Origin of the sequence: Embleya sp. NPDC127516 (assembly GCF_044765325.1) — a bacterium.
Lineage (GTDB): Bacteria > Actinomycetota > Actinomycetes > Streptomycetales > Streptomycetaceae > Embleya.
In genome coordinates this window covers 215,568-236,897 of the sequence record NZ_JBIWJT010000007.1, presented here as the reverse complement: position 1 = coordinate 236,897, position 21,330 = coordinate 215,568, and the positions used below count along the sequence as shown (strand labels likewise).

At 72.8% G+C, this 21,330-nt stretch carries 8 protein-coding genes; 2 read left to right on the top strand and 6 right to left on the bottom strand.

Translation table 11 applies throughout. From position 1 onward, the window contains the following. Positions 1–5: 5 nt before the first annotated feature. The 5 genes from ACIRL2_RS16115 to ACIRL2_RS16095 are packed head-to-tail and all read right to left on the bottom strand — an operon-like array spanning position 6 to position 15,628. Positions 6–212: an MbtH family protein gene (locus tag ACIRL2_RS16115; protein WP_395859284.1), complete on the bottom strand. Its 207-nt coding sequence runs from the start codon at positions 210–212 to the stop codon at positions 6–8. After that, a complete protein-coding gene (locus ACIRL2_RS16110; protein WP_402232580.1) occupies positions 209–5,893 on the bottom strand; it encodes an amino acid adenylation domain-containing protein in 5,685 nt (1,894 codons plus the stop codon). Before ACIRL2_RS16110 ends, ACIRL2_RS16115 begins: the two co-directional genes overlap by 4 nt. Next, positions 5,890–9,213 (bottom strand): amino acid adenylation domain-containing protein, encoded by a 3,324-nt coding sequence (locus ACIRL2_RS16105; RefSeq protein WP_402232578.1) that lies wholly within the window; start codon positions 9,211–9,213, stop codon positions 5,890–5,892. The genes ACIRL2_RS16110 and ACIRL2_RS16105 overlap by 4 nt, the downstream gene beginning before the upstream one ends. Next, complete coding sequence (locus ACIRL2_RS16100) at positions 9,210–12,401, bottom strand: amino acid adenylation domain-containing protein (protein ID WP_402232576.1); 3,192 nt, start codon at positions 12,399–12,401, stop codon at positions 9,210–9,212. The genes ACIRL2_RS16105 and ACIRL2_RS16100 overlap by 4 nt, the downstream gene beginning before the upstream one ends. 2 nt (positions 12,402–12,403) lie before the next feature. Then, positions 12,404–15,628 (bottom strand): AMP-binding protein, encoded by a 3,225-nt coding sequence (locus ACIRL2_RS16095; protein WP_402232574.1) that lies wholly within the window; start codon positions 15,626–15,628, stop codon positions 12,404–12,406. 492 nt (positions 15,629–16,120) lie between these two features. Here ACIRL2_RS16095 and ACIRL2_RS16090 point away from each other — a divergent pair, with 492 nt between their 5' ends. Then, the gene (locus tag ACIRL2_RS16090) at positions 16,121–16,321 is read left to right on the top strand and encodes a DUF6229 family protein (RefSeq protein WP_402232572.1); all 201 of its coding nucleotides are present in this window, start codon (positions 16,121–16,123) and stop codon (positions 16,319–16,321) included. A gap of 89 nt (positions 16,322–16,410) precedes the next feature. Further along, positions 16,411–19,317 (top strand): type 2 lanthipeptide synthetase LanM family protein, encoded by a 2,907-nt coding sequence (locus ACIRL2_RS16085; protein WP_402232570.1) that lies wholly within the window; start codon positions 16,411–16,413, stop codon positions 19,315–19,317. Between the two features lie 72 nt (positions 19,318–19,389). Here ACIRL2_RS16085 and ACIRL2_RS16080 read toward each other — a convergent pair whose 3' ends face one another. Then, positions 19,390–21,288: an ABC transporter ATP-binding protein gene (locus ACIRL2_RS16080; protein ID WP_402232568.1), complete on the bottom strand. Its 1,899-nt coding sequence runs from the start codon at positions 21,286–21,288 to the stop codon at positions 19,390–19,392. Between the last annotated feature and the right edge of the window lie 42 nt (positions 21,289–21,330).

The window sequence follows — 21,330 nt, the reverse complement described above, 5'->3', positions numbered from 1 at the left end:
GTTGGTCATGGGTTCATGGCTTCGCGGGTGCTGCGGGGTCGCAGGTCGGTCCAGACCTTGTCGATGTGGGCCAGGCAGGCCGGGCGGGTGCCGGTGAAGCCTTCCGCGCGCCACCCGGGTGGGATGTCGCGGTCGGTGGCCCAGACCGAGTATTGCTCCTCGTCGTTGATCACGACTCGGCAGTGGCGCTCGGGGAGTTCGTCGGTGGTCATACCTTCTCCAGTTCGGAGGTGGGTTCGCTTTCGGGTTCGCTTTCGGGTTCGGATGCGGGGGACTTCCCGGTGGGCGGCGACGGGGGCGCGGCGTTGGTGCGCTTTTTGCGGCGTTCCTCGATGCCGATCAGGTCGTCCGGCATCGCGTCGGGGACGTCGTCGTCGAAGCGCGCGATCACCCGGTGGCGGAAGGAGGCGAGCGCGAGCAGGATCATCGCGGACGCACACAGCAGGTACAGGAAACCCGTGCCGCGGCCCTCGCCGACCCCGATCACCCGGCCGACGCTGGAGGCCAACGCGCCGTCCGCGGTGAACAGTGGTTCGAGCAGGTGCACCGCCAGCGGCGCGATCACGCCGAAGCCCAGCGGGAGGGTGGACCAGGCCACCATCGTGTTCAGCGCGATCACCCGGCCGTGGAACCGCTGCGGCACCTTGACCTGGATGATCGTCGCGTAGATGCCGTTGAGCAGCGACAGGCCGAAGAACACCCCGAAGAAGCCGACGCCGACCAGCACCGGCGAGGGCCGCAGCCCGGCCACGAAGGCGAACACCGCGATCAGCACGGTGGCCAGCAGGATGCCGTGCATCCGGCGGTGTCGGGGACCTCCCCACACCCCCATCGCCAGGCCACCGAGCAGCGCGCCCGCGCCCGCCGCGACGCCGACCGCGCCCGCCGTGTGTACCGACCCGAACGAGAGCACCAGCGGCGTCATCAGCACCAGCATCGGCGCGAGGAAGACGTTCAGCAGCGCGAAGTACAGCAGCATCGTGCGGAATCCGGCGTGCCCCATCGAGTAGCGCACCCCGTTGGCGATCTCCTTCACCATGCTCTCGCGCCGGGTCTGCGCCATCGTGTCGGGGAAGGGCACGAACGCGACCACCGTCACCGCGATCACGAACGTGGTGATGTCGATCACCAGGATCCCGCCGAGTCCGATGCTCGCCAACAGCGCGACCGCGATCAGCGGCACCACCAACTGCGCCATCCCGGTGCTCATTTGCACGATGCCGTTGGCGTGCCCGAGGTAGCGCTTGGGCACCAGTTGCGGAACCGCCGAGTTGTAGGCCAATCGTTGGAAGGTCGCCGTCACCGACAACACCACCAGGAGCCCGTACACCGCTCCCACGCCCAGGTGACCGCCCCACAACAGCAGCGCCATCACCACCTGCACCGCGCCGGCGGCGCAGTCCGCGGCCAGCATCACCGAGCGCCGACTGTTGCGGTCCACCACCGCGCCCGCCAGCGGCGCGACCACGATCCCGGGGACCAGCGCCAGCACCGAGAACAGTGCGAACTGGGTGAGCGAATCGGTGCGCAGGTAAATCCAGATCGGGATGGCGAACTCGGTCAGCGCCGACCCGGTGATCGAGGCGAGCTGCCCGAGCGCCACCGCCATGAACCGGCCCATGCTCGGCCGTACCGCCGGTGTGCGCGACGGTGTGGCCCCGACTGCGAATCCCGGCTTGTCCGCGGCTCCCGGCTTGTCCGCGAACCCCGGCCCGTCCGCGGCTCGCGCCTCGACGTCCGGGCCGGACACCCCGTCCAGCCACCAACCCGCGTCCTCCCCGCGCGCCGCCCGGGTCAGCGGTTCGGTACGGTCCCGGGCCACCGCCTCGTGGGTGGCGGTGATGATCTCGGCGAGTTCGTCCGCGCGGTAGCGCAGGAAGTAGTGGCCGGCCTCGTCGATCACCACCAGCGCGGTGGAGTCGGCCATGAAGTGCCACTCCCGGTAGCGCTCCTGGTAGAACTCGGTGCTGGGGTCGCGCTCGCCGATCACCGAGATCACCGGCGCGGCCAACGGCCGCATGCCCTCGGCCATCCGCCTGGTGAAGTACTCCTCCGAGGTCCGGCCGTCCTTGCGCATGTTGCGGACGATGAAGGTGACCTGTTCCTCGTCCAGGTCGCCCAGGTCCGCGCCCATCGAGGTGAGCCAGTTCAGGTGCACCCGGTCACCGCGCAGACGCTCCAGTCCGGCGAACCGGGACAGCGCACCGAGCACGCCGCCCTCGGGTCGAGCGAACGGGAAGATCGCGCCGAGGTAGACCGCCTCCAACGTGCGCCCCGACTCCTCCAGGAGGTGGGCGATCTGCGCGGTCAGCGCGCTGCCCACCCCGCAGTGGCCGTACAGCGCCAACGGCCCCTCGACCCGGGCCAGGATCTCGTCCACGCACTCCTGCGCGACCTCCTCGATCGGCCGGGGCGCCTCGGGCATGGACAGGTCGTGGCCGGGGATCGCCACCGAGTACAACGAGTGGCCGGCCGGAAGCGCGTCGGCCAGTGGCTGGTACACCACCGCGCTGCCGCCGCCGTAGGGCACGCACACCAGCGAGAGCACACGCTGCGCGAGCGGTACGGGACGGGTCAACTCGTGCAGCAGCGAACGTGGTTCGTCGGCACCGCGTGGGCGGTCGATCAGCGCGGCCAGTTCCCGGATGGTGCGGTGCTTGAACAACTCCAGCAGGCTCACCTGCCGACTGCCCGGCGGCAGTGCCTTGCGCAGCCGGGCCAACACCTGCATCGCCAGCAGCGAGTGCCCGCCCAGTTCGAAGAAGTCGTCCGTGACGCCGACCGCGGCGAGGTCGAGCACCGCCGTCCAGATCCCGACCAGGGCTTCCTCGGTCGCGCCCGTCGGGGCCACCCGATCCGTGTCCCCCACGCCCGCGCCCGCGTCCGGTTCGGGCAACAGGGCCCGATCCACCTTGCCGTGCGCCTTCAGCGGCATCCGGTCCAGCCACACGAACCGGGACGGCACCATGTACTCCGGCAGCCGAAGCAGCAGGTCGCGGCGCAGCTCGGCGGCGGCCGGCGGCTCGCCCGGATGCTCGTCGGCCGCCACCAGGTAGGCGATCAACCGCTGAGCGCCGGCCGGGCCACGCGCGTCCACCACGGCCTGCCCGACGGAGGGCAGGCTCCGCAACGCCTCTTCGATCTCGGCTGGTTCGACCCGATAGCCGCGAATCTTGATCTGCTGATCGCTGCGACCCAGGAACTCCACGTCGCCGCCGGGCAGATACCGGCCCAGGTCGCCGGTGCGGTACAACCGGGCGCCCGGCGGTCCGAACGGGTCGGGCACGAACCGGTCGGCGGTCGCGCCGGGTTGCCCCAGATAGCCGCGCGCCAACCGGTCGCCGCCGATGTGGATCTCGCCGGTGACCCCGATCGGCACCGGTTCCAGGTGCTCGTCGAGCAGGTACACCCGGGTGTTCGCCAATGGTCGCCCGATCGGCGTCACGGTGGAGGTGGGCTCGTCCCGCGGGCCGACCCGGTAGGTGGTCACGCCCACCGTGGTCTCGGTCGGCCCGTAGTGGTTGACCACCGCGCACGTCCCGAGCCGGGCCAGGTCCCGCGTCCACTCCCAGGACGAGCCCTCGCCACCGAAGATCAACAACCGTCGGGGCAAAAGGCGTTCCGGGTCGACCTCGGCGGCCAGCCCGGCCAGATGGGACGGCGTCATCTTGAGGTAGTCGACCGGGTGCCGGGCCAGGTGGTCGGCGAACTCGGCGCCGGACAACCGCTTGGGGATCAGGTGCAGTTCGCCGCCGGTGGTCCAGGCGAGGTACAGCGCGGTGATGGCGAAGTCGAAGGACAACGACTGGGCCAGGCCGTGCACCGATCCGGGCACCACCTCGAATCGTTCGCGCACGCCGTCCAGATAGGTCAGCGCCTCGCGGTGCTGCACCGCGACGCCCTTGGGTCGGCCGGTGGATCCGGACGTGTAGATGACGTAGGCCAGGTTCCCCGGCCCGGCCGGCACGGGTGGCGGGCCGCTCTCCTCGGCGACGGTCGCGTCCGGTTCCCGATCGAGCAGGATCACCGTGCCGGGGTGACCCGCCGTGCGCTCGCGCAGCGTCGTGTCCGTCACCAGGACCCGCACCTCGGCGTCCGACAGCATGAACGCCAGTCGCTCGACCGGCTGTTCGGGATCCAGCGGCAGGTAGGCCACGCCCGCCTTGAGCACGGCCAGGACGGCCACCGCGAGGTCGAGCGACTGTTCCAGGCACAGCGCGACCGGCGTCTCCGGGCCGACCCCGTGCCCGCGCAGCCGACGGGCGAGCCGGGCGGCGCGCGCGTCGAGTTCACCGTAGGTGAGGCTCTTCCCCCGGTAGGTCACCGCCGGCGCACGCGGATCGCGGGCCACCTGGGCCTCGATCGCCGCCGTCAGCGTCGGGTGTTCGGGCGGTGGCGCGGCGGTGTCGTTCCAGCCGGTGGTGACCTGGGCCCGCTCCGTCGGCCCGAGCAGGTCGATCCGGGACAGCGGCGTATGCGGATCGGCGACCACCGCGCGCAGCAGGGTCTCCAGGTGTGCGGCCAGCCGGGCCACGGTGCTCGCGTCGAACAGGTCGGTGTTGTAGGTGAGCAGGCCGTGCATGCCGGTCGCGGTCTCGAACACGAACAGGCTCAGGTCGAAGCGGGTGACCCGGGAGTCGCCGGTGAACCAGTCGTGGGTGAGCCCGGCGAAGCCGCGCTCGCCGCGCCCGTAGTTCTGCAGCGCGAAGGTCACCTGGAACAGCGGCGTGCGGCTGACGTCGCGGGTGACGTTCTGGTCGCGGACCACCTGGTCGAACGGGAGGTCCTGGTGGGCGTACGCGTCCAGGCAGCTCTCCCGGACCCGGCGAAGCAGTTCGGTGAAGGTGGGGTCTCCGTCCAGCGGTGCCCGCATGGCCAGCATGTTCACGAACATGCCGACCATCGGTTCCAGGTCCGGGTGGGGGCGTCCGGCGATCGGGGATCCGACCGCGAAGTCGCGTTGTCCGCCGTGCCGGGACAACACCGCCTGCCACGCGGCGAGCAGTGTCATATAGGAGGTGGCGCCGTGCGTGCGCCCCGACTCGGCAATCGCGGCGCAGAGTTCGGGGTCGAGGGTGAAGGTGTGCGCGTCACCGGCGAAGGTCTGCCGGGCCGGGCGGGGTCGGTCGGTGGGCAGTGCGAGCGTGCCGACCCCGGCGAGCCGCTCCCGCCAGTACGCGGCTGCGCGTTCGCCTTCGGGGCCGGCCAACCGCTCGCGCTGCCAGGCGGCGAAGTCGCCGTAGCGCACCGCCGGCGCGGGCACCTCGGACTCCCGACCCGCCGTGAACGCGTTGTAGTCGGACATCAGTTCGTTCACCAGGAGGTGGACCGACCAGCCGTCGCCGACCAGGTGGTGCAGGACCACCACCACTACGGTGTCCTCCCGGTCCAACCGCACCAGCGCGGCCCGCATCAGCGGCGGCACCTCCAGGTGGAACGGCCGGGCGAACTCCGTGCCCACCAGCGCCGCCGCCCATTGCTCCCGCGCCCGGGCATCGAGGTCGCGCTCGGGCGAGTGCCGGGCGACGGTGATCGGCATCGGCGGGTGCACGGTGGCGATCGGTCGACCGTCCGCGCTGGTGGCGAACGTGGTACGCAGGCTGTCGTGCCGGGCCGGCAGCGCGTTCAACGCGCGTTCCAGCGCCTCTTCGTCCAGCCGTCCGCGCAGGCGCAGCGCGAACGGAATGGTGTACGCGGCGGTGCCGGGGGTGAGGTTCTCCATGAACCACAGCGGGATCTGCGCGGACGACAGCGGTACTTCCGCGCCCTCCGGCAGTCGTGGTATCGACGCCGGGGCGGTCGTCGCGGATCTGCGCAGCCGCTGTTCGAGCAGGGTGCGCTTGGCGGCCGACAGTTCGCCCGGCCGGGTCGGCGGCGCCGGGGTGAGCGTCATCGCGGGTCTCCCGTCTCGGCTTGGTCCAGCACCAGTCGTTCGGCGTCCGCCTCGGAGAGCGTGTCCAGTTCGGCCACCAGGAGTTCCTCGACCGAGGCGGCCAGTCCGGCGACCGTGGGGTCGGCGAACAGGGCCCGGATCGGCACGGTGAGTTCGATCGCCACGCCGAGCCGGGCCACCGCCCGGGTGGCCAGCAGCGAGTGCCCGCCGAGCGCGAAGAAGTCGTCGAGCGCGCCGACCCGTTCCAGGCCGAGCACATCCGCGAAGGTCTGCGCGACCAGTTCCTCGGCGCTGCCGCGTGGAGCCACGAAGGACGCCTCCGGCGCGGCGCGTTGCTCGGGTGCGGGCAGCGCGGCCCGGTCCAGCTTGCCGTTGGCGGTCAGCGGCAGACGGGGCAGCACCACGAAGGCGGCGGGCAGCAGGTAGGCGGGCAGCGTCCGGGCGAGCGCGGCACGCACCGCGTCCGGGTCCGGGGCCGCCGCGTCGGTACGGGGCACCAGGTAGGCGACCAGCCGCCGATCGCCGCGTTCCTCGCGCAGCAGCACGGCCGCCTGGCCGATGTCGGGCCGGGCGACCAGGGCCGCCTCGATCTCGCCGAGTTCGATCCGGTAGCCGCGCAGTTTGACCTGGTGGTCGGTGCGGCCGAGAAACTCGAGTTGTCCGTCCGGGCGTTGCCGGGCCCGGTCGCCGGTGCGGTAGAGCCGGGCGCCGGGTGGACCGTACGGATCGGGCACGAAGTGACACGCGGTCAGGCCGGGGCGGCCGAGGTAGCCCCGGGCCGGCCCGATGCCGCCGACGCACAGTTCGCCGGGCACCCCGGGCGGCACCGGTTCCAGATGCCGGTCCAGCACGTGCACGCGCGTATTCGCCAGGGGCCGTCCGATCGGCGGGCGGGTGCCGTCCCACGGCTCGGCCAGGGGGCCGGCCAGGGTCGCCGAGGTGGCGATGACCGCGGTCTCGGTGGGGCCGTACGTGTTGACCAGGTCGACCCGATCGCCGAACACCTCGCGCCAGCGCCGCATCGAGGCCACATCGGCCTGGTCGCCGCCGATGATCAGCAGCCGCAGCGCCGGCGGCCACGGCAGGCCCGGCGTTTGCGCGACCAACTCGTGCCAGTACGGCGTGGGCAGGTCGAGCACGGTCAGCGTGCGGCCCGCGTCCGTGGCGAAGAAGTCGGGCAACAGCGCGTCGGCGGGGGCCAGTACCAGTGTCGCGCCGCCGAGCAGGGTCGGATAGACCTCCTCGACATGCGTGTCGAAGCCGAACGAGGCGAATTGCAGGACCCGGTCGCCCGGGCCGGTCCGGTAGCGCTCGCGCATCCAGGCGAGCCGGGCGCCCAACGCCGCACGGCTGATCAGGGTGCCCTTGGGTCGGCCGGTGGACCCGGAGGTGTAGACGAGATAGGCCAGGTCCTCGGGGCCGGCGACAGGCGCGAGCGGCTGCGTCTGTGCCCCGTCTCCCCGACCGTCGTCGGCTCCGGCACCCTCCAACGCCAGTATCGGCCGCCCGAAGTCGGCGAAACGGTCCGCGAACTCGGCCCGGCACAAAAGTTGTTCGGCGCCGCTGTCGGCGAGCATGTAGGCGATCCGCTCGGCCGGCAGCGTGGGATCCACCGGAAGGTATGCGCCGCCCGCCTTGAGTACGGCCAGCAGCGCGACGATCGTCTCGATCGAGCGCTCGGCGCACACCGCGATCACCGAGTCCGGCCCCGTGCCGCCGCGCCGCAACACCCGGGCCAGCCGGTTCGCCCGGGCGTCCAGCTCCGCGTAGTCGATGCGATCGCGGCCGGACTCGACCGCGTCGGCATGCGGGGTGCGCAGCGCCTGCACCTCGAAGGCCAGCACCGGGTCCGGGCATTCGCCGAGCGGCGGACCGGCCGCTGCGGCCAGCACCCGCGCGCGGTCGGTCGCCGGCAGCAGCGGCAGCCGGGACAGCGGCGTGTCCGGGTCGGCCACGGCCCCTTCGAGCAGTGTCTCGAGGCAGCGGGCGAAGCGGGTGACGGTCTCGGGGACGAAGCGTTCGGTGTCGTAGACGAACTCGACCACGAGTTCGTCCCCTTCCGGCCACACCTCCAGCGCCAGATCGAACTTCGCCTGGCGAAAGCCGGATTCGAAGACCTCGGCGCGCACCTCGCCGAGCCGCAGCCCGGGTCCGGCGGGTGGTCGCAGGGTCAGCATGGTCTGGAACACCGGCGGGCTGTCCGGATCACGCTCCACGTCCAGGGCGCCCAACAGCCGCTCGAAGGGTACGTCCTGGTGTTCGTAGGCCTGGAGCGCCACCGTACGGGTGCGGGCCAGGAAGGCCCGGAAGGTGGGGTCCTCGGCGGTGCTCCCGCGCAGGACCAGCGTGTTGAGGAAGTAGCCGACCAGCGGCTCGTACTCCTCCTCGTCCCGGCCCGCCAGCGGCGAGCCCACGCACACGTCTTCCTGGTCGCAATACCGCGAGAGCAGGGTCTGGTACGCGGCGAGCAGGGTCATGTACAGCGTGACCTTCTCGCGGCGGGCGAGTTGCTCGAGGCCGGTGCGCAGCCTTGCCGGCAGGTGGTGGGTGACGGTGCCGCCTCGTGCGGTGTGGGTGCCGGGGGTGCGCGGGCGGTCGGCGGGCAGGTCCAGGGTCGGCGCGCCGGCGAGTTGCCCGGTCCAGTACGCCAGTCGCGCTTCGAATCCGGGCGAGTCGACGAGTTCGCGCTGCCGTCGTACGTAGTCTCCGTAACTCAGCGCCGGCTCGGTCAGCGGCGACGGCTGCCCGGACGCGAACGCCTGGTACAACGCCGCCAACTCGGTGTCCAGGACATTCATCGACCAGCCGTCGGCCACGATGTGATGCAGGATCAGGCACAACACGTGGTCGTGTGCGGCGTCGTCCAGGCGCAGCAGGCTCGCCCGCAGCAGCGGGCCCCGGGCCAGGTCGAACGGGCGGTTGGTGCGCTCGGCGACCAGTTCGCGGGCGTGGCGCTCGCGTTCGCCCGGGACGCCGTCGACGCCGACGCGTTCGAGCACGAAGCCGCCGGGCGGGCCGATCACCTGGGTGGGCACGCCGTCGCGGTCCGGGAAGGCGGCGCGCAGGCTGCCGTGCCGGGCGACCAGTTCGGCCAGTGCGCGTTCGAGCGCGTCGGCGTCCAGCGGGCCGCGCAGGCGGTGCACCTGGAACATGTTGAACGCGGCGTCGCCGGGGTTGAGCCGGTCCAGTAGCCAGAGCCGTTCCTGGCCCGCGGACAGCGGTAGGTGTTCGGTCCGCCCCGGTTCGGGACGGTGCGCGGGCCGCACGGCCGGCGCTTGCCGGTAGGTGTGCGGATCGTGGGTCGGAGAGGGGTTGTTCATGGCCGCCGTTCGCTTCGCATCGCGGAGACCGCGCTGGTGAGTCCGGTGATGGTCGGGGATTCGAAGAACACGTGCAGCGGTACGTCCACGCCCAGGCGTTTGCGGATCCGGGCGCCGATGCGGGTGACGGTGAGCGAGTGCCCGCCCAGGTCGAACAGATCCTCGTCGGGGCGGATGTCGTCCAGACCGAGCACTTCGCGCCAGATCGCGGTGATCTCGGCGGTCGGGCCCGGGTCGACGGGCTCGCGTTCGGGGTCGGATTCGCCGCGCTCTTGCCCTGCGGGCGCCGGGCCCGGATGCGACCGCGCGGTGCGCAGGCGCGGCGGAGCGGGCAGCGCGGCCCGGTCCAACTTGCCGTTGGGCGTCAGCGGCAGGCACTCCAGCACGACATAGGCGCCGGGCACCAGTGCGCGCGGCAGGGTCGCGGCCAAGTGCACGCGCAGTTCGGCCGGGCTCGGAGCGGGGCCGCCGCGCGGTACCAGATAAGCAACCAGGCGCGGGCCTTCGGCGGCGTCCTGCCGGGCCAGCACGGCGGCCGCCGCGATCTGCGGATGCCCCAGCAACGCGGCCTCGATCTCGCCGAGCTCGATCCGGTGACCGAGGATCTTGACCTGATGGTCGACCCGGCCGAGGAACTCGATCCGGCCGTCCGCGCGGTAGCGGGCCCGGTCGCCGGTGCGGTACAGCCGGGCGCCGGGTGGTCCGAACGGGTCGGGCCCGAACCGATCGGCGGTGACGCCGGGCAGGTGTCGGTAGCCGCGGGCCACTCCACTGCCGCCGATGTACAGATCACCCGCGACGCCGACCGGGACGGGCTGCGACTCGTCGTCCAGGATGTACATCCGGGTGTTGGCGATCGGGCGACCGATGCTCACCCGGTCCTCGTCCACCCCGATCTCCGCGACGCTGGACCACACCGTGGTCTCGGTCGGGCCGTACGCGTTGACCAACCGCCGCACCCGGCGGCGCAGTTCCCGGGCCAGCGGTAGCGGGAGCGCCTCGCCCCCGGCGACCGCGAGCACGGCGGGCTCGCGGAAGCCGGCGTCGAGCAACATCCGCCAGCCGGACGGGGTGGCCTGCACGTGCGTGACGCGTTCGGCGCGGATCAGTCGCAGCAGCGCGCCGCCGTCGCGCACCTCGCCGTCCTGCGCGAGGACCAGTCGCCCGCCGGTGATCAGCGGCACGAACAGTTCCAGGGCGGAGATGTCGAAGGACGCCGAGGTCAGTCCGAGCCACACCGCGTCGCGATCGCTGCCCAGGATGTCGCGCATCGATGCGAGCAGGTTGCCCAGCGCGCCGTGCTCGATCTCCACACCCTTGGGCCGGCCGGTGGATCCGGAGGTGGCCAGCACGTAGGCCAGGTCGCCCGAGCGCGGCGGCGCGCACGGCCCCTCGGCGTCCGCCGCCGGCGTCCCGATCTCCTCGATCAACAAGGCTCCGGCGGCGTGTTCGGGGAATCGGGTGAGCAGGTCGTGCTCGGTCAGCACCATCGTCGCCGCGCAGTCGCCGAGCACCGAGGCCAGCCGCGCCGAGGGGTACTCGGGATCCAGCGGCAGGTAGGCGGCGCCGGTCCGCAGGACGCCGAGCAGGGCCGTCGGCAGTGCGGCGGTACGCCGCACGCAGACCGCCACCAGGTCGCCGGGTCCGACCCCGGCGGCACGCAGGCGCCCGGCGACCGCGTCCACCGCCGCGCCCAGGTCTGCGTAGGTCAGCCGCTCGGCGCCGCAGTGCACCGCCGGCGCGTCCGGGGTGCGGGCGACCTGCGCGGCGAACAGTTCCGGCAGCGTCGCGGGATCGTGTTCCCGGGCGGTGTCGTTCCAGTCGCCCAGAATCGCGGTCCGCTCCCGGTCGGACAGCAGCGTGAGCCGGGACAGCGCGGTGTCCGGGTCGGCGACGATCGCGCGCAGCAGGGTGGTGAGGTGGTCCGCGATGTCCAGCGCCGTGCCCGGATCGATGGCCCGGGCGGCGTGGTGCAGGGTCAGCGTGAGTCGGTCGGGGTCGTCCAGGCATTGCAGGTGGAGGTCGCCGCGCGCGGACCGGTTGAACATGGTCCAGTCGATCGAGGTCGGCAACTCGGCGAAGCCGGGCACCTCGGTGCGGCGGCGATAGCTCATCGACACCGGGGCCAGGGCCAGGCGCGGGGTGAGGCCGGGCACCGCGCGGCCGAGCGGCACGTCGCGCACCGTGTACAGCCCGCGCAGGTCCGCGCGCAGCGCCCGGGCGAAGGCGCCGAACGGCGTGTCCGGCAACGGTCTTGTGTGTACCGGGAGTTCGTTGACGTAGGGACCGATCCGGTCGCGGGTGTGCAGGGTGCGGGTGCCCAGGTCGATGGCGACCGTGGGGTGTTCGTTGCCGTAGCGCCACAGCAGTACGTGCAGGGCGCCCAGCAGCAGAGCGAACGAGCTGACGCCCAGCGATTCGGCGGTGTCGGCGATGCCGTGGCGCAGCTCGTCGTCCACCGGGATCGGCACGGCCGCGCCGGGGCCGCCGTCGGTGCCGGTGCGTCCGGACCCGGGCAGCACCACGCCGGGTGGCTCCTGTGGCTCGGTGGCGAATCGGGACCTGGCGAGTGTGACGCGGCGGGCGAACTCCACCGCCTCGCGGGCGGCGCGCTCGGCGTCCCCGGGATCCGCCGGGTCCGGGAGAGCGGGCAGGTCGGGCTTGGTTCCGGTGCCGAACGCGGTGTAGTGCGCGGCCAATTCGCGGACGAGGATGTCCTTGGAGCCGCCATCGAAGGCGAGATGGTGCGCGACGATCAGCAACACCTTGGGCCCGGTGCCCGCGTCGATCAGGGTGAAGCGCACCAGCGGGCCGGCGGCGGGGTCGAACGGGCGCACCGTCTCGCGTCGGATCAGCTCCGCCGTCGCGGCCTCGCGCGATTTCGCCGGTGTGTCGGCGAGCCGCTCGGTGACCAGGCGGGGCGGGTTGTCGGCGGGGACCAGCCACAGGTCGCCGTCGGCTTCGCGCAGCGCGCTGCCCAGGACCGGGTGGCGGGCCACGAGCGCGTCGCACGCGTCGGCCAGGGCGACCGGGTCGAGGTCGCCGGTGAAGCGGATGGTGAGCGGCATGTGGTGTGCGGTGCCGGTGCGACCGGCGAGTTCGGTGAACCGGATGCCGTGTTGCGCCGGGGAGACCGGGGCGCGGTGGACGGGTTCCGGCGGCAGGGATGCCGGCTGGGACTTGCGCATCGTCAGCCCTTCTCGATGGCGGTCGGTGAGTGCGCCAACGCGTCGGTGTCCCCGAACACCGGCGCGTGGGGGTGGTCGAGCGCGTGCCCGCAGGCGTCGACGAAGGCCCGGGCGAGGCCCTCGACGACACCGCGCTCGAACGCCCGGTCGTTGTACAGCAGCCAGCCGGCGATGGTGCCGTCCGGTTGTTCGGCGAGCGCCAGTTCCGGCACACCCAGGTCCGGTCGGCCGCCGGGGGTGCCCCATTCCGCGTCCAACTCGCGGGGCAGCTCGAAGGGTTCGGAGAGCAGGCCGAGGAAGTGCGCCGGGTTGGTCCAGCTCTCGTAGCGAATCCAGGCCGCGTCCGGAAAGCGCGGGTAGAACTCGGCGAAGGGATAGCACTGATGCTCGTTGGCGGCCAACGCGGCGCCGCGGACCCGGCCGACCAGGTCCTCGAAGGAGGGGTCGCCGTGCAAGTCGACCCGGATCAGCAGGGATTGCACCAGGCAGCCGATCAGGTTCTCGCTGCCCGGTCGCGAACGTCCCGGGACCGGTGACATCACCACGATGTCGCGGGTGCCGGCCGCCTTGGCCAGCACGCTCGTCCAGCACGCGGTGGCGAGCATGAACGCGGTCGCGCCCTGCTCCCGCACGCCGGCGCGCAGCCGGGCGACCAGGGCCGCGTCCAGGGCGAACCGTACCGAGCCGCTGTGCAGCCGGTCGGTGACGATCCGGTCCGGGAAGGGATCGATCGCGGAGGGTGCGCCCGCCAACGACCGTTCCCAGAACGGCCGGGTGCGCGGCCACTGCGCGCGGGCCCAGGCCAGATGCTCCGAGCAGGTCGGTGTCGGCGGCGGCAGCGGGCCGGGCCGGCCGGTGCGGGTCGCGGAGTACACGAGCGCGAGTTCGCGCAGCAGCACGCCCATGGACCAGCCGTCGAAGACCATGTGGTGCACCGCGAGGATCAGGACGTGGTCCTGGGTGTCGAGTTCGATCACCAGGGCGCGCACGAGCGGACCGGCGGCCAGGTCCCAGTCGTGCTCGCGCTCGCCGCGCGCGTACTCACGGGCGAACCGTTCGCGCTCGGCGGTCGTCGCGCCCTGTGCCCGCACTCGGCGTACCTCGGGCGGCAGTTCCGCCAGGACGAGCGCCTCCGCGGCGCCGTCACGATAGTGGAACACCGTGCGCAGAGCCTCGTGTCGGCGCACGATTTCGGCCAGTGCCGCCTCCAGCGCGTCCGGGTCGAACGTGTCGGTGATCCGGATCCCCACACTCACCGGACCCACGTCGCGCGTCTCGTCGGTCGCGTGCATCCAGACGAGGAAGTTTTCCTGCTGCGAGCTCAGCGGCATTCGGGCGGGCGCGGTCGCCGGCTCCGGCGCGTTCGGGCGCCCGGTTTCGGGTCCGGTGCGCGCGCTGTCGATCCAGGCAGCCTGGGCGGCCAGTTCGGGGTGGTCGAAGGCCAGCGACGCGGGCACTTCCAGGGCGAACAGGCGTTCCGCGGCGGCGGCCAGTCGGCCGGCCTTGAACGAGTCCCCACCGAGTGCGAAGAAGTTGTCCTCGGCTCCGGCGCCGGCGGCGCCGAGCACCTCGTTCCACAACCCGCTGACCGCGACCTCGGTCGCGGTCGCCGGGGCTCGCCCGGGGGATGTGTCGGCCGCGGCCAATCGGGCCCGCAACTGCGCTTTGCGCACCTTGCCGGCCGGGTTCCTGGGCAGGGTGTCCACGCGCAGGAACCGGGTCGGGATCTCGTGCCGGGCCAGCCGTTCGCGCAGGAACACCCGCAGGTCCTCGGCGGACGCCTCGGCGCGGAGCACCAACGCGGCGGCGACCATGGTGCCCATCGCCGCGTGCGGCACGCCGAACACGGACGCGTCCGCGACGGCGGGGTGTTCGTACAGCGCGGCCTCCACCGCGAGGGTGGACACGCGCAGCGCGCCGGACTTGATCAGGTCGCTTTCCCGGTCGACGAGGTACAGGTAGCCGTCCGCGTCGAGCCGGCCGATGTCGCCCATGCGCACCCAGCCGTCGGTGAACACCGCCGTGTCGGCCCCCGGGTCGCGGTAGTAGCTGCGCGAGGCGGTGGGCGAGCGCAGCCAGATCTCGCCGGTCTCGCCGACGGGCACGGCCTCGCCGTCCGGGCCCAGGATCCGCAGGTCCACGCGTCCGGTGCCGCGTCCCACCGAGGTGGGCCGTTCGGGGTCGAAGACCATGGTGGTCTGCGCGGGCGCCGCCTCGGTGGAGGTGTACGCGTTGACGATGGTGGCGTCCGGGAACGCCTCGGTCAGCGCGAGCGCCGTGGCCGGGGGCAGCGCGGCGGCGGTCGAGCCGAACAGTTGCACGGAGCCGACGTCGTGCCGGGTCCAGGCCCGGGAGTTCACCAACTCGCCGGCCATCGCGGGGACGGTGAACACCGTCCCGACCCGATGGGCGGCGATCAGCGCGCAGAACTCCTCGGCATCGAACGTCGGTGCGCACAGCGCGGTCGGCGCGGCGGTCAACGCGTTGAGCAGCATCGTCTGGCCCGCGTTGGTGCCGATCGGAAACGCGTGCAGGAAGTGTCGCGAATGGGCCAACTGGCGTCGGCGGGGGGCCACTTCGTGGCCGAAGGCGAGGTTGGCGTGGGTGGCGGCGACACCCTTGGGGGTGCCGGTGGTGCCGGAGGTGTACAGGATCTGGGCCAGGTCGTCGGGGCCCGGCGCGGGCGGGTCGGGTGGGTCCGCGGGGGCCCGAGGCGGTACGGAATCGCGGTGCGCGGCCCGTTGTGCGGCGGCCTCCAGGTCGGCGGCGGGGGCGGTCCACGCATCGGTCGCCGGTGGCCGGATTCCGGCGCCGTGCAGAACGGCGCCGGCCGCGCAGTGGGTGAGCATGGTGCGCAGGGCGGCGGGCGGCAGGCGCTCGGGCAACGGAACCGCGACCGCGCCGGCGCGTTGCACCGCGCAGTAGGCGACGGCGTAGTCGGCCCATTCGGAGCCGGTGAAGATCAGCCCGATCCGGTCCCCCGCGAGTACCGAGCGGGCTCTCAACTCCATTGCGAGCAGCGTGGATCGGTGGTCCCAGGCGGCGAAGGTCAGGCGACTTTCGGACCTGCCGGGCACCAGGATGGCGACCCGTTCGGGGTCGACGAGCGCGCGGGCTGCCAACAGGCCCGGCACGGTCGGCCCCGACGCGGTCGGGTCGGTGGTGGTGGCGCCGCTCGTGGAGCACGCCGGGTCGGTGGGTCCGCGGCGGGTGTCGGCGGCGGTCATGTCGCGATCCGATGCGGCGCGATCGGGTCCGGACATGGGTGAGCTCTGGCTCTGCGCATGGGATATCTCCGGGGTAGGAGCGAAACGCGGAACGCCATGGGCAACATCGGCCCATGCTGAGCGGCGGAAAATGCCATACGGGAACCGCCGATCCGGTCATGGAGCGATGACCGTCGGCGACGACTCCAAGACTGTCAATGGACTAGACCAATGACAAGAGCCGGCCGGAATCCCGCTGCCGATCCGGGGCAGAAACCGGGCGGTGGGCGGCGCGGCCCCCCGTCGCACGAGACCACCGGTTGGTCGGCCGGCGTCGCGCGAACGCCCCGATTCGCTTGCCTGGACGGCGAATTCACCCGCCGAAAACTGGGTCTGTCGCCGCCGTCCCCACGGCGCTACCGTGAGCCTGCCGCACTTCCCTAACCCAGGGTCGATGACCGGTGCACCCGGCGTACCGGCCGGGTCGTCCGGCATCGGCGGAAAGGTATCGCCATGCGCACCGCATCGAATGCCGCTCGGAACACCGTCGTCAACGCCTGGCGCTCCGGCGCCGCATCGGCCGACGTCGAGAACCCCGCCGGTTCGCTCTACATCGGCGGATCCGCAACCGAACAGAGCCTCACCGAGATCGACGTCGCCGCGATCAGCTGCGGCACCGCGTGCTCCGGGTCGCGCACTCGCCCCTGTTGTTGATCCGTTCCGCACCGACCCGCCGCCCGGAACGGTCGCCTGTCGACCGGTTCCGGGCGGCGGGTCCGTCCTCGATGGGTGGCGATCCGCGCATGGCAATCCCGGTCCGGCCCCGCCCCGTGGTGACCTACGACGACGCCGGCGAATTCGACGCCGCGTTCGAGCCGTTGATCGGCCCCGCGCTGGACCGCTTCCGACGCCGACTGCGGGCGATCCCCGATCCCCTGTCGGCGGTCGAGCGGGAGGTGCTGCTGCGTGCCGCCCACCGCTCGCTGCTGGACGTGGTCCGGCCCAAGGCCAACCGGCTGCTGCTGCTCGAACTGCACGCCGCCCGGATGTCCGGCCGCCTCACCCGAGACACCAGCGCGCAACGCTGGGACGAGTTCCTCGAACTCGCCTCCGGTGCCGAGTTCTGGAGCGAACTCGAGCTCGACTACCCGGCGTTCGCACCGCGGCTGGAGCGGGTGATCCGCAATCGATGCGCCGCCCTGCTCACCCTGGCCCGCCACCTGGCGAGCGACCGGTCGCGCCTGGCCGACCTGCTCGGCAGGCCGCCCGGCGATCTCGTGCAGATCCGCCTGGACGCCGGCGACTCGCACCGCGGCGGCCGTACCGTCGCCGTGGTCCGCTTCGAGGCCGGCCGCGTGGTGTACAAACCCCGCTCGCTCGACGTGGACGCCGCGCTCGCCGCGACGCTGGACGAACTCCTGGCCGGCACCCCGCGCCCGGATCGCATCAAGGTGCCGCGGGTGCTGCTCGGCACCGACTACGGCTGGGCCGAGCACATCGAACACCGCTACTGCGCGAACCCCGCCGAACTCGCCCGCTTCTACCGAGGTTTGGGCGAGTGGATGTGCGTGATGCAGCTGCTCGGCGCCACCGACCTGCACTCGGACAACGTGATCGCCCAGGGGCCGGTGCCGTGGGTGGTGGACTGCGAGACGCTGTTCAGCCCGGAACCCCCGATGGCCGCCAGTGGACTCGGCGACGCCTTCGACACCGCCGCCGCCTCGGTCCGCCGAACCGTGCTGCGCACCGGACTGTTGCCCATGCGACTGGCCCAACTCGTGCTCCAGGGCGTAGACATGTCGGCCGTGGGCGCACTGCCCGAGCAACAGCCCAGGATCCCGGCACCGGTGATCGCCGGAGCCGGAACCGACCTGGCCCACCTGGCGATGGAGCCCGCCGACGTGGGCGGTTCGGCCAACCTGCCCGCCCCCGACACCGATCCGATCGCCCATCAGGACGACATCGTGCGCGGCTACCGCGACCTGCGCGACCGACTCGACACGCTGGACCGGGACGGCCGGCTGCGCCCGATGCTGGACGGCTTCGTCGGCTGCGACCTGCGCGTGGTGCTGCGGCCCACCCAGGTCTACGTGGAGATCGCCCGGATGTTGTGGCATCCCGCGTCCCTGCACGACGAACCCCCGGCCGTCGAACGCGCCACGGACGTGCTGACCCGGCAGGCGAAGGCACTGCACGGCGCGCCCTCCACCCCGGAAGTGGTCGGCGCCGAGGTCGCCGACCTTCTGGACGGCGACATCCCGTTCTTCGGTGTACGGCCCGAACACGGCCGGATGGACGGGCCGCGCGGCACCACATGGGGAGAGCCGGTCCACCTGATCGACGCGAGTGTCGAGCGCTGGCGGGCGGGCGATCCGCGGTTCGAGGAGGTGATGATCCGCTCGTCGCTGCTGGGCGTCTACCGCGACCGCAGCGCGATCCCCGAGGCGGAGCGACGGCACGACACCCCGCTCCGCACCGGCGACCTCGCGGAGCGGCGCCGCGACCTGGCCGCCCGATTCGCCCGGGACCTGTGCGCACGAGCGGTGATCGGCGCGGACGGTACGGCCACCTGGATCGGGCCGGTCTACACCGAAGGCGGGTTCAGCGTGCGGCCGTTCGCGGCCGACTTCTACAGCGGGCAGGCCGGGGTCGCGCTGGCACTGGACACCTACCTGGCCCGCTCCCGCGCCGGCCGGGTGCCGACGGTGCCCGGTCTGCGGGCGATCGCCGACGGCGCGATCCGGGCGCTGGCGGCGATGGAGGACGCGGTTCCCACCGGCCGGCTCGGCGCGTTCGACGGGATCGGCGCGGCCGTACGCACCTGGCTGGCGCTGTACGCCCGCTCCGGCCGACCGGCGGACCTGGAGCGCGCCGTCCGGCACGCGGAACGCGCGCCGGGCCTGTTGGCCCGGGACACCATCCTGGACGTCGCGGGCGGCGCGGCCGGGCTGATCGTGCCGCTGCTGGCCCTGGCCGGCGTGACCGGCGACGGCACATGGCGCGAGGTCGCCGAGTCCGCGGGGGCCCTGCTGGTCGAACGCGCCGTCGTCGAGGAGGCCGACGGGGGCCGCACCGCGCGCTGGCCGACCGCGCTCTTCCCGGACGGCATCGGCGGATTCGCGCACGGATCGGCGGGCATCGGCTGGGCACTGGACCGCCTGTCCCTCGCGACGGACGATCCCGGGCCGCTCGAACCGGCGTCCCGCGCCTGGGCGTTCCAGGAGCACCTGTATCGGCCGGAGGCCGCCGCCTGGCTGGACGGCCGGGAAGCGGACCAGGTCCTGTACCTGGACTCCTGGTGCCACGGCAGCACGGGCATCGGCCTGGCCTCCTGGGACCTGTACGCGCGCACCGGCGCCCCCGCCCACCTGGACCGCGCGCTGCGCGCCGCGGCGGCGACCCGGCGTACCGGGTTCGGCTGGGACTACACGCTGTGCCACGGCGACGCGGGCTCCTGGGAACTCCTGGACACCCTCCTGCGCGGCGCCCCCGACCGGCTGCGTGCCCACCTCCCGGACACCCCCACCCGGGACGACCTGGACGCCCTCCTGCTCACCGCGCTGGAAACCTACGGCCCCCTCACCAAGTCCATCACCGACACCACCACCGGTCTGCTCCCGGGCACCGCGGGCGCCCTGCACCAACTCCTGCGCCTGGACCACACCGACCCGGAACGTGCTCCGTCCCTGTTGCTGCTCGACGAGTTGTAGGACGGCCCGGGGCGTGTCCTCGATGCCCGCCGTGGTGCTCGGCGGGCATCGAGGACCCGCCCCGGGCCGGTCTCACCCCGCCGGGTCGGCGTACGCCTGGGCCTGGAGGCGGTACAGCTCCGCGTACTCGCCGCCCTCGCACATCAGTTGCTCGTGCGTGCCCTGCTGGACCACCTCGCCCGCCCGCAACACCACGATGCGATCGCATTCGCGTACCGAGGCCAGGCGATGGCTGATCAGCACCACCGTGCGCCCCGCCGCCAAACGCCGGATGTTCGCGTACACCGCGTGCTCCGCCCGCGCGTCCAGGGCCGCCGTCGGCTCGTCCGCGATCAACAGACGCGCGTCCCGGTAGAAGCCGCGCGCGATGCCGATCCGCTGCCACTGACCGCCGGACAGATCCACCCCGGCCCGGAACTTCTTCGACAACAACGTGTCGTACCCGTGCGGCAGACGCTCGATCAACCCGTCCGCCCCCGCGTCCCGCGCCGCCCGCAGCATGGCCGCACCCTCCGGATCCACCCGATCGGCCCGCCCCAGCACGATATTGCCGCGCGCGGTCAGCGGCCAGCGGGTCGGCTGCTGCATCACCAGCGCCACCTGCTCGCGGATCCCGGCCGGATCCACCTCGGCCAGGTCGGTGTCGTCCCAGTGCATCGTGCCCTTGTCCGCGTGGTACAGCGCGGCCAACAAGAGTGCGAGCGTGGTCTTCCCGGACCCGTTCTCGCCGACCAGGGCCACCGTCTCGCCCCGGCGGATCACCAGATCCACCCCGCGCAGCGCCGACTGCGCACTCCCGGGATAACCGAAGTGGACGTCCCGCAGCCGGATCTCGGCGAACCCGACCGGCACCGCCGCCGTCGTCCCCGGCCGTGCGCGCGCGCTCGCCTGCTCCAGGAACGCGTGATAGTCGGCGATATACAGGGACTTCTCGTAGAGCCGGTCGACCGCGACCATCAAGGTGGCCAGCGAACCGCTCGCGGTACGCACCGCCAGCACCGCCGTGCCCGCCACCGCGAGCGGCACGACCTCGGCACGCACCAGCAGGCCAAGCGCGACGTACGTGGCTCCCAGCGCCAGGCCGGAGAGCGTCCGTCCGATCAGCCCCACCCGGACCTGCGCGTAGCCGACCCCGACCTCCGCCCGCTCCACCGACCCGGCCAGCCGCCGGAATTCGGCCAGCAACGGTCGTTCGGCGGTACAGGCCCGAACCTCCGCCGCCGCCTCCCGGGCGCTGAGCAGGTCGGCGAACAACCACAGTCGCCGATACAGCGTCATGCGCCGGACCATGCCCTCGAAGCCGATCCGGGCCGAGCGCAGCGCCGCCCACCCCTGCGGCGCGATCGACAGGGCCAGCAGCGGCAGCAGCACCGGATGCAACCCGGTCACCACCCCGATCCCGACCAACAGGCCCACCAGCGCCCCCAACAGCTCGACCGCGTGCCCCAGGGCCAGTTGCGCGTGATCGATGCCGCGATCGCGGGCCCGGGCCAGCGCGTCGTGCCAGTCCGCGTCGTCGAACGCACCCAGATCCGCGCCGACCGCCGCGGCGTGCAGCCGATTCTCGGCCACCCGGCGAATGCCCGGGGACAACCGCGCCTGGGTCGCCGCCACCACGGTCTCCAACCCCGCCCGCACCGCCGTGGCCGACACCACCGCGATCACCGCCGGCAGCGCGGCACCGACCCGGTCCGGCGCCGGCCCCGAGGCGAACAGCGCCCCCAACGCCCGCGCGGTGGCCAGCAACGCCAGCGCCGTGGCCACCCCGGCGGCCGACTGGGCCAGTATGAGCAGCCACGTCGCACGCCGACTCGCCGCCCGGGACAGTCGCCACACCTGCACCAGCGCGACCGGCAGCCGAGTGAGCATCCGACCCAGGCCCGCGTTCGCCGCGTCCCCGTCGAACGGGGTGTCGTACCCCTCCCCCAACTCGTCGAACTCGCCCATCCCCGAAGGCACTTGCCCAGCCATCCCGAACCCCTCCCGGCCGACAGGTACGGTATGCCCGGGACG

Bases quoted from the DNA above. Each gene is read 5' to 3' on its own strand.
- ACIRL2_RS16085 (WP_402232570.1), top strand. From the start codon at position 16,411: ATGGCAATCCCGGTCCGGCCCCGCCCCGTGGTGACCTACGACGACGCC.
- ACIRL2_RS16090 (WP_402232572.1), top strand. From the start codon at position 16,121: ATGCGCACCGCATCGAATGCCGCTCGGAACACCGTCGTCAACGCCTGG.
- ACIRL2_RS16100 (WP_402232576.1), bottom strand. From the start codon at position 12,401: ATGCGCAAGTCCCAGCCGGCATCCCTGCCGCCGGAACCCGTCCACCGC.
- ACIRL2_RS16110 (WP_402232580.1), bottom strand. From the start codon at position 5,893: ATGACGCTCACCCCGGCGCCGCCGACCCGGCCGGGCGAACTGTCGGCC.
- ACIRL2_RS16080 (WP_402232568.1), bottom strand. From the start codon at position 21,288: ATGGCTGGGCAAGTGCCTTCGGGGATGGGCGAGTTCGACGAGTTGGGG.
- ACIRL2_RS16115 (WP_395859284.1), bottom strand. From the start codon at position 212: ATGACCACCGACGAACTCCCCGAGCGCCACTGCCGAGTCGTGATCAAC.
- ACIRL2_RS16105 (WP_402232578.1), bottom strand. From the start codon at position 9,213: ATGAACAACCCCTCTCCGACCCACGATCCGCACACCTACCGGCAAGCG.
- ACIRL2_RS16095 (WP_402232574.1), bottom strand. From the start codon at position 15,628: ATGACCGCCGCCGACACCCGCCGCGGACCCACCGACCCGGCGTGCTCC.